14 protein-coding genes are annotated in these 13809 nt (G+C 46.2%); 12 read left to right on the top strand and 2 right to left on the bottom strand.

Annotated features, from left to right (window positions below; translation table 11 throughout):
• Positions 1–3 precede the first annotated feature (3 nt).
• Together BV405_RS10660 and hisH are read right to left on the bottom strand one after the other, a co-directional pair.
• Entirely contained in the window at positions 4–813 is an 810-nt protein-coding gene (locus BV405_RS10660; RefSeq protein ID WP_086480829.1) for an imidazole glycerol phosphate synthase cyclase subunit, read from the bottom strand.
• Positions 806–1444: an imidazole glycerol phosphate synthase subunit HisH gene (gene hisH / locus BV405_RS10655; protein ID WP_140054552.1), complete on the bottom strand. Its 639-nt coding sequence runs from the start codon at positions 1442–1444 to the stop codon at positions 806–808. The genes BV405_RS10660 and hisH overlap by 8 nt, the downstream gene beginning before the upstream one ends.
• A gap of 347 nt (positions 1445–1791) precedes the next feature.
• Here hisH and BV405_RS10650 point away from each other — a divergent pair, with 347 nt between their 5' ends.
• The 12 genes from BV405_RS10650 to fliM all read left to right on the top strand — a co-directional run bounded on the left by BV405_RS10650 (position 1792) and on the right by fliM (position 13804).
• Positions 1792–2067: a hypothetical protein gene (locus BV405_RS10650; protein ID WP_086480827.1), complete on the top strand. Its 276-nt coding sequence runs from the start codon at positions 1792–1794 to the stop codon at positions 2065–2067.
• A complete protein-coding gene (locus tag BV405_RS10645; protein ID WP_086480826.1) occupies positions 2064–3206 on the top strand; it encodes a sensor histidine kinase in 1143 nt (380 codons plus the stop codon). The genes BV405_RS10650 and BV405_RS10645 overlap by 4 nt, the downstream gene beginning before the upstream one ends.
• Positions 3207–3211: 5 nt before the next feature.
• Positions 3212–4618: a sigma-54-dependent transcriptional regulator gene (locus tag BV405_RS10640; RefSeq protein ID WP_086480825.1), complete on the top strand. Its 1407-nt coding sequence runs from the start codon at positions 3212–3214 to the stop codon at positions 4616–4618.
• Positions 4619–4697: 79 nt separating this feature from the next.
• Positions 4698–5054 (top strand): flagellar hook-basal body complex protein FliE, encoded by a 357-nt coding sequence (fliE, locus tag BV405_RS10635; protein ID WP_086480824.1) that lies wholly within the window; start codon positions 4698–4700, stop codon positions 5052–5054.
• A 55-nt stretch (positions 5055–5109) separates the two neighbouring features.
• Entirely contained in the window at positions 5110–6846 is a 1737-nt protein-coding gene (gene fliF / locus BV405_RS10630) for a flagellar basal-body MS-ring/collar protein FliF (protein ID WP_086480823.1), read from the top strand.
• Complete coding sequence (fliG, locus tag BV405_RS10625) at positions 6839–7849, top strand: flagellar motor switch protein FliG (protein WP_086480822.1); 1011 nt, start codon at positions 6839–6841, stop codon at positions 7847–7849. Before fliF ends, fliG begins: the two co-directional genes overlap by 8 nt.
• 38 nt (positions 7850–7887) lie before the next feature.
• Positions 7888–8739 carry a flagellar assembly protein FliH gene (locus tag BV405_RS10620; RefSeq protein WP_086480821.1) on the top strand — a complete coding sequence of 284 codons (852 nt, stop codon included), beginning with the start codon at positions 7888–7890 and terminating at the stop codon, positions 8737–8739.
• 16 nt (positions 8740–8755) lie between these two features.
• Positions 8756–10114 carry a flagellar protein export ATPase FliI gene (fliI, locus tag BV405_RS10615; protein ID WP_086480820.1) on the top strand — a complete coding sequence of 453 codons (1359 nt, stop codon included), beginning with the start codon at positions 8756–8758 and terminating at the stop codon, positions 10112–10114.
• A gap of 10 nt (positions 10115–10124) precedes the next feature.
• Complete coding sequence (fliJ, locus tag BV405_RS10610) at positions 10125–10580, top strand: flagellar export protein FliJ (protein ID WP_086480819.1); 456 nt, start codon at positions 10125–10127, stop codon at positions 10578–10580.
• A gap of 53 nt (positions 10581–10633) precedes the next feature.
• Entirely contained in the window at positions 10634–12241 is a 1608-nt protein-coding gene (locus tag BV405_RS10605; RefSeq protein ID WP_086480818.1) for a flagellar hook-length control protein FliK, read from the top strand.
• Between the two features lie 77 nt (positions 12242–12318).
• On the top strand, positions 12319–12819 hold the full coding sequence (locus tag BV405_RS10600; RefSeq protein ID WP_086480817.1) for a flagellar basal body-associated FliL family protein: 501 nt from the start codon (positions 12319–12321) through the stop codon (positions 12817–12819).
• Between the two features lie 13 nt (positions 12820–12832).
• Positions 12833–13804: a flagellar motor switch protein FliM gene (gene fliM, locus BV405_RS10595; protein WP_086480816.1), complete on the top strand. Its 972-nt coding sequence runs from the start codon at positions 12833–12835 to the stop codon at positions 13802–13804.
• The last annotated feature ends 5 nt before the right edge of the window (positions 13805–13809 follow it).

The raw sequence follows: 13809 nt of genomic DNA, 5'->3' as shown, positions 1-13809 counted from the left end.
CACCTAAAATGGGCGTCCTAGGATATCGAGTGAGAAGTCTTCATATTTAACATCGGAACTCAGGCGCACATTAATACCTGCAGCGCGCATCTGTGATTTGGCTGCTATTGTGCTGTGTTCGACATGTTGGAAAATGTTTGCTGCTGCTGCTGCGTGACAGCCACCATTTGTTATTGCTTCAGACAGGTGCTCGAATCGGCCTACTCCTCCGAGTGCAATTACAGGTATTGTAACAGATGAGCTTGCTTGTTTCAGAAGCTCAATATCGTAGCCTTGTCGACTGCCATCTCTGTCTACGGAGTTTATTAATATTTCACCAGCGCCAGCAGATTCAATATTTTGTAAATGAAGGCGCACGTCCGAATCTACAATTTCTTTTTTAGTGTAGTCATAAATGAAATATTTACCATTGACCATCTTAATATCAATGGAAACAGTTATACATTGATTGCCAAAGGTGTTCGATGATTCAGTAATAAATTCAATGTTTTCTCTTGCAACCGAGTTCAAGCAGACTTTGTCTGCACCGGCCTTGAGCAGTTTATCGATATGTCTTTGGCTTTTAATTCCACCTCCAACAGTAAGTGGTACAAAGCATTCCTTTGAAGCCCATGATACAAGGTCAAAATTTGGATCTCTTTTTTCTTTGCTTGCATCGATATCGATGACTATTATTTCATCTACATCCCAGTTAGCAAAAAATTCAATTGCGGTTTTTATATCGCCAATAGGTAAGAATTTATTGAAATTAAAGCTCTGTACCACTAGATCACCTTTTGTGATTACACATGGAATTAGTCGTGTTTTAATCATGATATTTGCTAGCCCATTTGAAAAACTCTTTTAAAGCATTTAATCCGTTTTCTTGACTTTTTTCCGGATGAAATTGCATTCCGATAATATTGTCATTTTTAACGGCTGCTACCATTGTTTCGCCGTAATCGAACTCTGCAATTATATGCTTTTTTTCGCATTTAGCATGTAGGCTATGAACAAAGTAAAAGTCTTTGTCAGTTTTTAAGTAGTTAAAAATTGCGCCGTGATCTGTTTTTTTTATTGAGTTCCACCCCACGTGAGGAACTCTTAAACCTTTGCTAGGTTTTATATATTCAACTGTACCAGGAATCCAACCTAAACCCTTTGTCAATTTTTTCTCTATTGAATATTCAAATAAAAGCTGCATTCCTAGGCATATTCCTAGTGTTGGGGTTTTTTTTACCACCGCGGCATTTTCTAGGTGTTCTATCAGTTTTTTTTCTTGCAACTTATACATTGCGTCTGGGAATGCGCCAACTCCTGGTAGAATTATGCATTCCGAATTTTGTATTATTGTTGGATCGGAGGTAACTGTTGGTTTTTTGTAACCAATTTTCTTTATTGCATTTTCGATTGATCGAATATTTCCCATACCATAGTCAACAATAACAATTTCTAAATCTTTCAATTGTCACCTCGGCTTTAATTGTAATAATGTAGTGATGATTTTTTGCCTACCCTAGTGTCCAGAGGCTAGACTATGTTTTGCCATTGTCGGCAATTTAGCGGTTTTCTGAAGTTATTTAAAATTCACGATGGGTTAGTCTCACTCGAAGGTATTAAAGATAGCTTTCTTCTCGGTCTGAAGTGCTGAGCTGTGAGGATAAGGGGGGGCATTCACTGCTCTGGTTGTTTTCAGGATCAGGACTGTAAAATTGCTTTTTAAATGATTGTTTTGGATTGGCTTGACGGTAATGTGTGGTGCTGCTTAGAGTGGCTCCCGATTTTGTGTCATCAACTATTAGGCCTGTAATTATGAATAGCCCTGTTGATACGTATATGGATCTTTTTCAGTCTGCTCTCAAGAGTGAAAGCTTTGAAGAACTTGAGCAATTAGCTGATGAGTTGGATAAAGAAACAAAATCTCTTTGTGAATCAGGTAATGCAGACAATGTTATGCTAAGTCAGATGCTTGACGGTCTCAAGCAGCTGTATCTTAGACTGAATCAGGTTCGAGATGAAAGGCGTGATAAGATGAGAGGGGTTTTTAGGGCCCAGGCTGGGATTAGGGCATACAAGGGGGGGGTATGAGTGCCTCTGCAGAAGAGTTACAAGCTGCTTTTCTTGAATTTTCTGCTTTATCCAAGCAGCTGACGAGTTCTTATGACCAGCTTCAGTCAAAGATTGTCTCTTTGACATCCGAGCTTGAAGAGGCTAAGCGGCAGCGTTCGGAAGAGTTAACCAAAAAGCAGCAGGTGGCTGAAAAGCTTGAACATCTGCTTTTTTTGTTACCTGTAGGTGTGGTTGTCATTGATGGTAGTGGTTTTGTAAGTAGTGCAAATCCAACTGCTTGCGATCTCCTGGGCGGCGATTTAATTGGTGATACATGGATTGATGTCATTGAGCGCTGTTTTGCCCCGCGTCAGGGGGATGGCTATGAGATATCACTGAAGGATGGGCGTCTTGTTTCTATATCGACTCGTTCCCTAGAAAAAGAGCCTGGTCAGATGATTGTTATCAATGATATGACCGAGACACGGAGGCTTCAGGAGCAGGTTAGCAGAGGGGAGCGTCTGACTGAAATGGGGCAGATGGTAGCTTCTCTGGCGCATCAGATCCGGACACCATTATCGGCTGCGATGCTGTATGCCGGCCATCTTCAGTCGGGCGAGCTGCCCGAAGATAAGCGCCTGAAGTTCTCTTCTAAGCTTGTAGATCGTTTGCAGAATCTGGAGCAGCAGATCGGTGATATGCTCCAGTTTGCGCGTGGTGGGAGTACGGTTGCAGAGCCTTTTTCAGTTGCCTCTTTAGCTGATTCAGTTCTGACTGAGTCAGAGAGTATTTCAATGTCAAGTAGTACGGATGTTCTTGTTAGTTGTGATGCTAGTGGCACACTGCTTGGGCATCAGGAGTCTTTGTCTGGTGCGATTCTTAATCTTGTGAATAATGCCGTTCAGGCTGGGGCTGAAAAAGTAGATGTTGGTTTTGCTTTTGAGGCGAATGGTATATTGCAGATTACAGTTTGTGATAATGGTCCTGGCATTCCGGCTGATCAGCTTGAAAAAATCCTTGAACCCTTTTTTACTACCAAAAGTCAGGGTACTGGCTTAGGCTTAGCTATTGTCCAGTCTGTTGTTAGCGCCCATAAGGGTAAGTTGAGCGTTGATTCTGTTCTGGGCGAAGGTGTTTCATTTGTAATATCGTTACCGGTAATTGGAGTTGGCGGATAGTCGTTATGCATAAAGGAAAGCTACTTGTAGTTGAAGATGATGCTGACCTGAGAGAGGCCTTGGTCGATACTCTCGAGCTCGCAGGTTATGACGTAAAAGATGCAGATTGTGGTGAGTCTGCCATAGTCAGGTTGGCTCAGGAAAGCTTCGATATGGTGGTTTCAGATGTCAATATGCCTGGTATCGATGGACATCAGTTGTTAGAGCATGTTGCTGTAAAATATCCGGGTCTAAGCTTTCTTCTAATTACTGCGTATGGTTCGATTTCCAATGCTGTTGATGCGATGAGGCAGGGGGCTGTTGATTACCTGGTTAAGCCCTTTGAACCGGAAAAGTTGGTTGAGTTAGTTGATAAATACTGCCAAAGCGTTGGTGTGCTTCAGTCTGATGAACCAATTATGGTTAGTGAAAAAAGCCGTCATGCTTTTGCATTAGCGAAACGAGTGGCTGTCACTGATTCAACAGTGCTGATTGCTGGTGAAAGCGGTTCTGGTAAGGAAGTTATTGCTCAATATATACATCGGCACTCACAGCGTGCTGACAAACCATTTGTAGCAATCAATTGTGCTGCTATTCCTGAGACGATGCTCGAGGCAACGCTTTTTGGTCATGAAAAGGGTGCTTTTACAGGAGCTCATTCGAGTGCTCCGGGTAAGTTTGAGCAAGCAAACGGTGGGACCTTGTTGCTTGATGAAATTTCTGAAATGGCTATTGATCTTCAGTCCAAGTTACTGCGTGTATTGCAGGAGCAGGAAGTTGAGCGTGTTGGTGGTCGAAAAATTATTAAGCTTGATGTTCGTGTTATCGCGACCACGAACAGAAACATGCGCGAATACATTTCAGAAGGGCGTTTTCGTGAGGATTTGTACTATCGTTTAAATGTGTTTCCAGTGACCTTGGCTCCACTTCGCGAGCGTGTAGGGGATATTGTTCCTTTGGCAGAAAAGTTATTTGCTAAGCATGCCTTAAAAATGAACCGATCAGCTGTCTCCTTAGCGTTAGATGCGAAGCAGGCTCTGGAAAGTTATTCTTGGCCAGGTAATGTTCGTGAGCTGGAGAATGTGGTGCAAAGAGCGCTCATTCTTCAGATGGGGGCAATCGTTGAAGCGGCAGATCTTTGCATAGAGCCTGCAGCGGTTGCGGACAATATTTGCCTAGATTCTGAAGTTGCTGCTGCCTCAGAGCCTGCTGGTTTTAGTGCTAATCCTGAAGCTGCTGGTGTCACGGGTACCCTTGGTGATGATCTTCAGGTGAAAGAGTTTCAGATGATTATTGCTGTTCTCAAAGAGTGCCGCGGAAGAAAGAACAGGGCTGCTGAGAAATTAGGGATTAGCCCTCGAACGTTACGTTATAAAATGGCAAAGATGCGTGACAATGGCATAGATGTTGAAAGGGAAATTGAAATTGCATAGCACTGGGCTGGCAATGGATGTGTAGTCCGATATAGAATTAATAGATTGTCGTTTATAATTATGAGTAATGAGGTGAGTCATGGTTGATAGAGCTGATATATCAGGTGTGCTGGATCAGATTCGATCTATGCAGTCTGAAATCCATCAGGCAAGCCGTGTTGCTCCTTCAGTTAAGCCTGCTGGTGCAGTTGACGGTGCAAAGCCTGCTGATGCGCCTGACTTCTCGGAGATGTTGAAGGCTGCTATTGACAAGGTTAATGAAACTCAAAAAACAGCAAGTGCACTTCGTGAATCCTATGAAATGGGTGATCCTGAAGTGGACATTACTCAGGTAATGATTGCATCGCAAAAATCGACAGTTGCTTTTGAGGCGATGAGCCAAGTTCGAAATAAGCTGGTATCTGCGTACCAGGAAATTATGCGTATGCCTGTTTAATTGATTGGTAGCGATATATCTGACCTGTACACATCTGGATTTAGGAACTTGATGCATGGATAACCCTTCTGCTGATGCGAGCAATGAAGTAGCAGATACTTCAACAACAGCACCAAGCCAGACTGCAGAGCCGCAAGTGACATCAGACCCGTCTAAAGGTCGCGGTGGTTTTACTGGTGTTATGGACGGGTTTAACAATCTGGATATGATGCGTCAGCTCGGTCTTCTTGCTGGGTTTGCTGCAAGTATTGCTATAGGCTTTGCGATTGTATTGTGGTCTCAGGAAGAAGATTATCGGCCTCTGTTAAGCAGTATCGGTGAGTATGATTCTCCAGCTGTAGTTGAAATTCTTGAGCGAAATGGGATTAGCTACAAGGTTGATCCTAAGTCTGGCGCACTTCTTGTTTTGTCCGATCGGATTTACGAAGCTCGTATGAAAATTGCGGCTTCCGATGTTGCCCGTTCTAATACTGTCGGCTATGAGCTTCTTGATCAGGAGCAGGGGCTGGGCACCAGCCAGTTTATGGAGTCTGCACGTTACCGACGCAGTATCGAAGGTGAGCTTGCGAGAACTATTTCCAGTTTACAACCTGTTCGTGGTGCTCGTGTTCACTTGGCGATGCCTAAGCAGTCGGTGTTTGTTCGTGACTATCGTAAGCCATCAGCTTCCGTTTTTTTGAATCTTCATAGCGGTGCCGCTTTGGACGCTAGTCAGGCTAATGCTATTGTCAATCTAGTGGCAACCAGCGTCGCAGAGCTAGACCCAAAAGACGTTACGATTGTTGATCAGCGTGGACGTCTCTTATCTCAATCAGAAGCGAAAGAGTCTGATAAGCAGATTCAGCGTCAGTTTGAATACTCCCGAAAACTTGAGCGAGTACTTACTGAGCGAGTCCGGAGCATTCTTGAGCCTGTTCTTGGTCCTGGTCGTTATCAGGCTGCTGTTTCTGCTGAAGTCGACTTTACTCAAACAGAGCAAACCGAAGAAATTTATAACCCTGACTTGCCAGCCCTTCGTAGTGAGCAGGTGCTCAATGAACAGCGTATTGGTGATATGAGCCAGGGAGGTATTCCCGGGGCCCTGTCTAATCAGCCTCCGACTCCTACCGATGTGCCAGAGCAAACGGTGGATGAAAACGGCAATCCTATTAATACTCAGTCAGTAAATAGCCGTAAACAGGCAACCCGAAACTTTGAACTTGACCGTACAGTAAGTTATTCCCGTAATAATCTAGGACGTGTTGATCGTCTGACGGTTGCTGTTGTAGTTGACGATATTATTATTCGTGATCCTTCCAGTGGCGATGTGGTGCGTCGTGCTTGGGATGAGAATGAGCTTAAGAGATTGGAGGTGCTGGTTCGTGACGCTGTGGGCTTCAATGCGTTGCGGGGCGATAGTGTTAATGTCGTCAACTCCCCTTTTGCTGATGGTGGTGGCGACCTAATTGAGAAACTGCCGTTCTATCAAGAGCCTTGGTTCTGGGAAATTGCAAAGCAGGTTCTTGCTGGTTTGTTTGTTCTTATTCTGATTTTTGGTGTGCTGCGGCCTATTCTTCGGAGCCTTGCTACAGCACGCGATGCCAACGATGGGGCTGATGCTGAGGATGAGATGTTGACTCCTCTTGAGGATTTGGGAGATGACCAGGTTACTCTGTCGGCAGCTGATGATCCTCTACTCGCTGGCCCGAATGAGGCTTATGAACGTCAATTGAATGCTATTCGTGCAATGATTGCTGAAGATCCGGGGCGTGTGGCGCAGGTTGTAAGGCAGTGGGTGATCTCCGATGAGTGATGATGAATATCAAAGCCTAAGCTCTATCCAGCGTGCAGCAATTTTGCTGATGACGCTTGGAGAGTCTGATGCAGCGCAAATCCTTCGTCATATGGGGCCTAAAGAGGTTCAGAAGGTGGGCATGGCTATGTCGCAGATGCAGCATGTATCCAAGGATCAGGTTGAAGAGGTTTTATCTGATTTTCTGGATTCTGCCGGTAACGTAACAGGCCTTGGTGTTGGCGCGGATAGTTATATTCGCCGCATGCTTACTGAGGCGCTGGGTGAAGATAAGGCGAATGGCCTGATTGACCGTATTCTTCTCGGCGGTAATACCACGGGTCTGGATACCTTGAAGTGGATGGAGCCTCGTGCAATCGCAGATATTATCCGTTACGAACACCCTCAGATTCAGGCTATTGTTCTGTCTTATCTGGACTCGGATCAGTCAGCAGAAGTACTTGCCTTCTTTGACTCGAAAGTACGTCTGGATGTGATTCTTCGCGTTGCGTCGCTGGAATCTGTTCAGCCTCAGGCTCTTCAGGAGCTGAATGATATTCTTGAGAAGCAGTTCTCCGGTAGTACGGGTACCCAGACTACAAGTATGGGTGGTGTAAAAGTTGCTGCCAATATTATGAACAACCTTGAAAGTGCCCTTGAGGGTGAGCTCATGGAAGCCATTAAAGAGGTTGATGAGCAGCTGGGTGAAGAGATTGAAGATCTCATGTTTGTATTCGATAACCTTGTCGATATGGATGATCGCGACGTTCAGATTCTGCTGCGTGAGGTTAACCCTGATAGTCTGGTGCTTGCGTTGAAAGGTGCAGATACACGGGTTCAGGAAAAAATATTCAAGAATATGTCTAAGCGTGCGAGTGAGCTGTTACGTGATGACCTTGAGGCGAAAGGTCCGGTGCGTGTCAGTGAGGTTGAGCAGTCTCAGAAAGAGATTCTGGCGATCGCGCGTCGCTTGGCAGAGGATGGTGAGATTACTCTGGGCGGCGGTGCCGACCAGATGGTGTAAATCTTCGGCCGTCGCTGGTCAGTATATGAGTGGATACTATGTCTCTGGATAAACGACATCTATGGTCGAGTGAAGAGATTGAAGCCTTTGAACGTTGGGAGATGCCGGATTTAACCGGCGTCTCCCTTCGTAGTTTAGGGCGAGACAAAATCTCAGATGAAATTGTAGACCCTGAAGAGCAGCCTGAAGAAGAGGTGGAAGAAGAGATTCATCTTCCAACTCTTGAAGAGGTCGAGGCGATTCGGAAAGAAGCCTATGACGCCGCCTATACAGAAGGTATGGAACAGGGGCGTCTGGATGGCTTCGAACAGGGCCGAGAAGATGGTTTTCTCAAGGGAAAGGCTGAGGGTTACGAGGAAGGTTCTGAGAAAGGGTATGCAGATGGTATGCAACAGGGGGAGCGTGAGGTAAACGATATTCTCTCACGTTTAAACAGTATCCTGGCTCTTTTGCATGAACCGATTGCGGCTCAGCATGAAGAACTCGAAGCCGTTTTGTACGACCTCTTGACACACTTGGTGACCCTGGTAACTCGTCAGGAATTAAGTATCGATTCTTCTGTCGTTACACAGATCATTCAGGACTCCCTTGCCGCTTTGCCAAGGAATAGTGATCGTATTCGCGTCTTTGTGAATCCTGATGATTACTCGTTGGCTCAAGAGCAGGCCAGTCGTCAAATTGACCCTTGGCAGGTATTTGCTGATGAAGGTGTGGCCCGCGGTGGATGTCGTGTAGAAACTCTGAGTTCGCTGGTTGATAGTTCCGTTGAAACCCGTCTCGAAGATTTACTGCAGCAGGTTGTAGCCGAGCGTTATGCTGCAGCTTCGGCATCTGCTGCCCAAGTTTCTGATAGCTCCTCTGTGTCTGAGGAAAATGTAGATCAGGCTTAAGTTCGAGAGATTCTAGATGGATAATTTGGCTCAAAGGCTTCGTCTCTATAAGCCTGAAAAAAAATTGCAGCCTCGTATTCGAACCGAAGGCCGTTTGGTGAGAATGGTTGGCCTGACGCTGGAAGCGGTCGGCTGTGATATGCCTGTTGGCAGTTATTGCAATGTTGAGACAGCCAATGGTGGCTTTGTTGAGGCAGAAGTTGTAGGTTTTGCTTCTGAGAGAACCTTTCTGATGCCGGTAGGTGTTGCTGAAGGTCTGAAATCTGGTGGGCGTGTAATTCCGAATGATAAGGCGCTGAATATACCGGTTGGCCCGGAATTACTAGGGCGGGTGCTTAACGGTATTGGCGAACCCTTGGATGGTAAAGGGGTTATTGCTGCAAAAGATACTACGAGTCTTCACGGAAAAATAATTAACCCTCTTGCCCGTAAGCCAATCAAAGAAACATTGGATGTTGGGATTAAAGCTATTAATTCTCTCTTTACTGTTGGGCAAGGGCAGCGTATCGGACTTTTCGCCGGTAGTGGTGTTGGTAAAAGTATGCTGCTTGGCATGATGACTCGTTTTACCGAAGCCGACATTATTGTTGTTGGCCTTGTGGGTGAGCGAGGACGAGAAGTAAAAGAGTTTATCGAAGAGATTCTCGGGCACGAAGGAATGGCGCGTTCTGTTGTTGTTGCTTCGCCTGCCGATGATGCGCCTCTCATGCGCTTGCGTGCAGCGATGTTAACGACAAGCATTGCTGAGTACTTTCGGGATCAGAGGAAGAAGGTTTTGCTTCTGATGGATTCCTTGACCCGATTCGCACAGGCTCAGCGTGAAATTGCCCTTGCTGTGGGTGAACCCCCTGCCACCAAAGGCTATCCACCTTCTGTATTTGCTAAGATTCCCCAACTCGTTGAGCGCGCCGGTAATGGTAATGAAGGGACCGGAGGCTCAATTACTGCTTTCTATACCGTATTGACTGAAGGCGATGATCAACAGGACCCTATTGCCGATGCGACCAGGGCTATTCTTGATGGTCATATCGTTCTTTCTCGTCGTTTGGCTGAAGAGGGGCACTATCCGGCTATCGATGTTGAGGCTTCTATCAGTCGTGTAATGCCGCAGGTTGTTTCGGATGATCATCTTAAACTGGCTTATTCGGTCAAGCAGCTGTATGCGTTATACCAGCAAAATAAAGATCTGATTACGGTTGGGGCATACAACGCAGGTAGTGATCCGGCTGTAGATCAGGCTATTGCGCTAATGCCGGGTATTAAGCAGTTCCTGCAGCAAAGTTTGCGGGAAAATGTTGATATTGTTTCCAGTTATCAACAAATGTATCAGGCATTGAATAATGTGCCCCAGACCCCGGGTCAGCAGCAGTCGTGAGGGCTGATTAATGAAGCGTTCTCAGCGTTTGAAAAACATCATGGCGATGGCTGAAAAGAAAGAGCAGGATGCCGCTAATGCTCTCGGATATCTGAATACTAAAATATCCAACGAAGAGCTGAAGCGTAAGCAGCTGCTCGAATATGAGCTTGAGTATCATGAAAAGATCATTGAGACCGGTCGTTCCGGGATCAATGGGGCAACCCTGAGAACTTATTTTGGTTTTATGGATAAACTCAGCGACGCTGCAAATCAACAGGTTGGGCATATTGCGGAACTAGAACAGCAAGTTGATCAGGTTCAGCAATACTGGTTTAAAACCCGGGGAAAGTTAAAAGCGTTCGAGAGTTTGGTTGAAAAAGCCGAACACCAGGAGGCTCTTGCGGCCGATAAGCAGGAGCAAAAAATACTGGACGAGTTCGCCGCTCAAGCCTACCTGAGAAGAAATTCTTCTTCTGATTATTAATCTGGCATAACCCTTGCTGCTCTAGGCCTAGGACTAAACAGAGAGGTTTCAATATGGGTGTCAGTCAGTCACAAACAGTTCTCGACCTATTACCCGCCTCCGGCTCGGTTGCACCCAAGCGCAATCAAAATAGTAGCACCAACCAAGCTATGTTTGATGTCGCTTTAAAGAGTGCTTCGTCGTCGGTTGCTCAAGCCTCAGGGAATGACAAACTAGCCAAACAGGATGTAGCTGCGAATAATGCAGAGGCTAAGGGCAAGGCTGTTCCGCAAAACGGCAAAGAAGTTCCAGAGCAGTCGCAGAAAGCAGAGCTCAAGCGTCCAGATAACGTATCGGCCAGAGATACGGCTTCCGTTGATCAAGATGCTGTTAATGAAAGTCAGAGATCACAGCAAAATGATGTCAAGGTTAACTCGGTTGCTGGTGATGAAGGCGTTAAACAGGATGCGAACTCTAAAGGTGAAGATCCTGGCTCTGAATCCGGCTCTGTTGTATCGGTTGATGGTGAGCAGCAAGCTGAAGCTGTAGAAGGTGATTCTTCCGTAATCGCTTTGACGGAGAAAGATCAGGGTCAGCTACTTAAAGAGCTTAAATCCGAAGATTTAAGTGGTGAGGATTTTCTGGCGAAGCTGGAGCAGGTGCTTAAAGCTCAGGGAATATCCCTTGATGACCTAAAAGCACTGATGGAAGAAAACGATATTCTTTCAGCGGATAAATTCGACCAGCTTCTGAATGATCCTGAGGCTCTGATCGCTCAATTACAACAGGCGATTAAGCCGGGTTCTGACTTAAGTGCGCAGCTTAAGGATCTAGGTCTTCAAGCTGATGTAGCAGCCCGTTTGTCTGCAGCTATGAATAGCCGTATTCAGCAGGATTCAGCGCCTCGCTTTGCAGATGTGCTTAAAGCTGAGGCAAATGCATCGCAGCAGGCGGGTAATCTGGTTTCTCAGCTCCTTCAGGAGCAAGGTGCAGGAAAAGATTCTGAAGCAGGGTTTGATAAGGATCGCTTATTTGAGCAGTTATTGGCTCAGAAAACAGCAGATCCGTCAGCTAAAGCATCCGGCTTTGCTGGAATCATGCTTAAAGAAGGTGTTGGGTCTAATTTGTTAGGTACGGCGGGTGTTGGTGCAGGGGCTGCTGCTGTTGGTAGTGCTGAAGGTCTTCATGGGCTGGCTCAGCGCTCTGGTCTAAATGCTCAAGCTCAGAACTTGCCTCAGTTGCCTGTTTTAAGAGGCTTGCCGGGGCAGCCGGGAGCGACTGAAGCGCTGAACGAGCGAATCATGATGATGCGCTCCAAAGGTATTCAGACGGCAGAGATAAGGCTGGACCCGCCGGATCTGGGGAGTCTTGAAGTCAGGGTTCGTGTCTCTGGTGATACAACGACAATCCAGTTCCATAGTCCTAATCCAAGTGTTCGCGAGGCTCTGGAAGCACAGGTTAACCGGCTTCGTGAAATGATGGAGGGAGCTGGAGTGAATCTCGGCCAGGTAGATGTGTCTGATCAGTCTCTGTCAGAAAACGCTGAAGAAGCTTTTGCTTCATCGGGAGGCTCATCCGGAGGTCAGGGTGATTCTGAAGCGGATGGTGCTGCTTCTGAGCAAGGTGCGATTGCAGGGGGGGTGACGCAATCCGGCTTAGGATTAGTTGACTACTTTGCCTAGGGCTTGCATTATCCTATGCCAAAATATGTCATAACTTTTTGTATTAGCATCAATCAATTGAAAGCAAGAGGCTGGAAATGGAAGACTTAAACGAACAGAAGAAAAGCAATAAGAAAACCATCATTATTATTGTTGCTGTTGTCTTGCTTTCGATTGCTGCTGCTGTAGGCGGGGCGCTGTTCTTTATGGGGAAGATACCTGGAATGAATTCTGGGTCTGACCAGTTAAGTATCCCTTCAGGGCCTCAAATTACACCGAGCAGTTCTGTCTATTTTGAGTTGGAGCCCGCATTTGTTATTAACTTTAACGCAGGTCGTAAGCAGCGTTTTATGCAGGTTTATGTTGCAGTAAAGGCTCAGACAGAATCAGCAGTTGCCCAGGTTTCTCAGCATTCTCCTGTCATCCGTAATAATCTGAACCAGCTATTTGCAAAGCAGGATTTTGAGAGTATTCAGACGCCGGAAGGGAAAGAGGAGATGCGTCAGGCTGCAACTCAGGCGGTTCAGGATGTATTAGCTAAGTACGGGAATGGTGAGACCATTGATCAGGTGTTGTTCACCAATCTTGTAATGCAGTAAGGGCGGAATTGTTATGCAGGATTTACTCTCTCAAGATGAAATTGATGTCCTTCTGCATGGTGTAGAGGATGACGATCTGCCATCCGGTGGCGATGATGACGGTGATGGTAGTGATGTCCAGTCGTATGACATTACCAGTCAGGACCGTATCGTTCGTGGGCGGATGCCAACTCTTGAGATGATTAACGAGCGTTTTGCCCGTTATACGCGAATCAGTCTCTTTAATCTGTTGCGCCGGAGTTCTCATGTGACGGCTGGCGGCGTTCAGATTATGAAGTTTGGTGAGTATGTTCATACGCTATTCGTACCAACCAGTTTGAACCTGGTAAAGATGCGCCCATTGCGTGGTTCGGCTCTGTTTGTACTGGACGCAAAGCTTGTTTTTAAACTGGTAGATAACTTCTTTGGTGGAGATGGTCGTCACGCCAAGATTGAAGGCCGTGAATTTACGCCCACTGAGATTCGTATTGTTCAGAAGGTTCTTGAGCAGGTCTTTGTTGACCTGAAAGAAGCCTGGAGCACGGTTCTGCCGCTTAACTTTGAATACATAGGATTTGAAGTTAACCCTTCCATGGCAAACATCGTAAGTCCAAGTGAAGTGGTGGTTGTAAGTACTTTCCATGTTGAGCTTGATGGTGGCGGTGGTGATATGCACATCACCATCCCTTATTCCATGATAGAGCCTGTTCGTGAGGAACTTGACTCCGGTGTGCAGAGTGACGTGGATGATGTGGATGAGCGCTGGGTTCGCGCCCTGCGTCAGGATGTGATGGAAGCGAACATCCCATTGAACGTTAAAGTGGTTGAGCGACAGATCAATCTTGGTGAGATTATGGGGCTTGAGGCAGGGGATATCATTCCCGTAGAAATGCCTGAGCATGTAACCCTTCTCGCCAACAACGTACCGACATTTAAGTGTAAGCTCGGTCGTTCCGGTGAAAATTTAGCACTAAAAATTGTAGAGCAGGTAAAGCTGCAGCGATAACAACA

The sequence above is a fragment of the Oceanospirillum sanctuarii genome (genome assembly GCF_002150805.1).
Taxonomy (GTDB): Bacteria; Pseudomonadota; Gammaproteobacteria; order Pseudomonadales; family Halomonadaceae; genus Oceanospirillum; species Oceanospirillum sanctuarii.
This window is presented reverse-complemented; position numbering and strand designations above follow the sequence as displayed.

Coding starts and splice junctions, on each gene's coding strand:
- BV405_RS10660 (WP_086480829.1), bottom strand. CDS start 813: ATGATTAAAACACGACTAATTCCATGTGTAATCACAAAAGGTGATCTA.
- BV405_RS10650 (WP_086480827.1), top strand. CDS start 1,792: ATGAATAGCCCTGTTGATACGTATATGGATCTTTTTCAGTCTGCTCTC.
- BV405_RS10645 (WP_086480826.1), top strand. CDS start 2,064: ATGAGTGCCTCTGCAGAAGAGTTACAAGCTGCTTTTCTTGAATTTTCT.
- BV405_RS10640 (WP_086480825.1), top strand. CDS start 3,212: ATGCATAAAGGAAAGCTACTTGTAGTTGAAGATGATGCTGACCTGAGA.
- fliE (WP_086480824.1), top strand. CDS start 4,698: ATGGTTGATAGAGCTGATATATCAGGTGTGCTGGATCAGATTCGATCT.
- fliF (WP_086480823.1), top strand. CDS start 5,110: ATGGATAACCCTTCTGCTGATGCGAGCAATGAAGTAGCAGATACTTCA.
- fliG (WP_086480822.1), top strand. CDS start 6,839: ATGAGTGATGATGAATATCAAAGCCTAAGCTCTATCCAGCGTGCAGCA.
- BV405_RS10620 (WP_086480821.1), top strand. CDS start 7,888: ATGTCTCTGGATAAACGACATCTATGGTCGAGTGAAGAGATTGAAGCC.
- fliI (WP_086480820.1), top strand. CDS start 8,756: ATGGATAATTTGGCTCAAAGGCTTCGTCTCTATAAGCCTGAAAAAAAA.
- fliJ (WP_086480819.1), top strand. CDS start 10,125: ATGAAGCGTTCTCAGCGTTTGAAAAACATCATGGCGATGGCTGAAAAG.
- BV405_RS10605 (WP_086480818.1), top strand. CDS start 10,634: ATGGGTGTCAGTCAGTCACAAACAGTTCTCGACCTATTACCCGCCTCC.
- BV405_RS10600 (WP_086480817.1), top strand. CDS start 12,319: ATGGAAGACTTAAACGAACAGAAGAAAAGCAATAAGAAAACCATCATT.
- fliM (WP_086480816.1), top strand. CDS start 12,833: ATGCAGGATTTACTCTCTCAAGATGAAATTGATGTCCTTCTGCATGGT.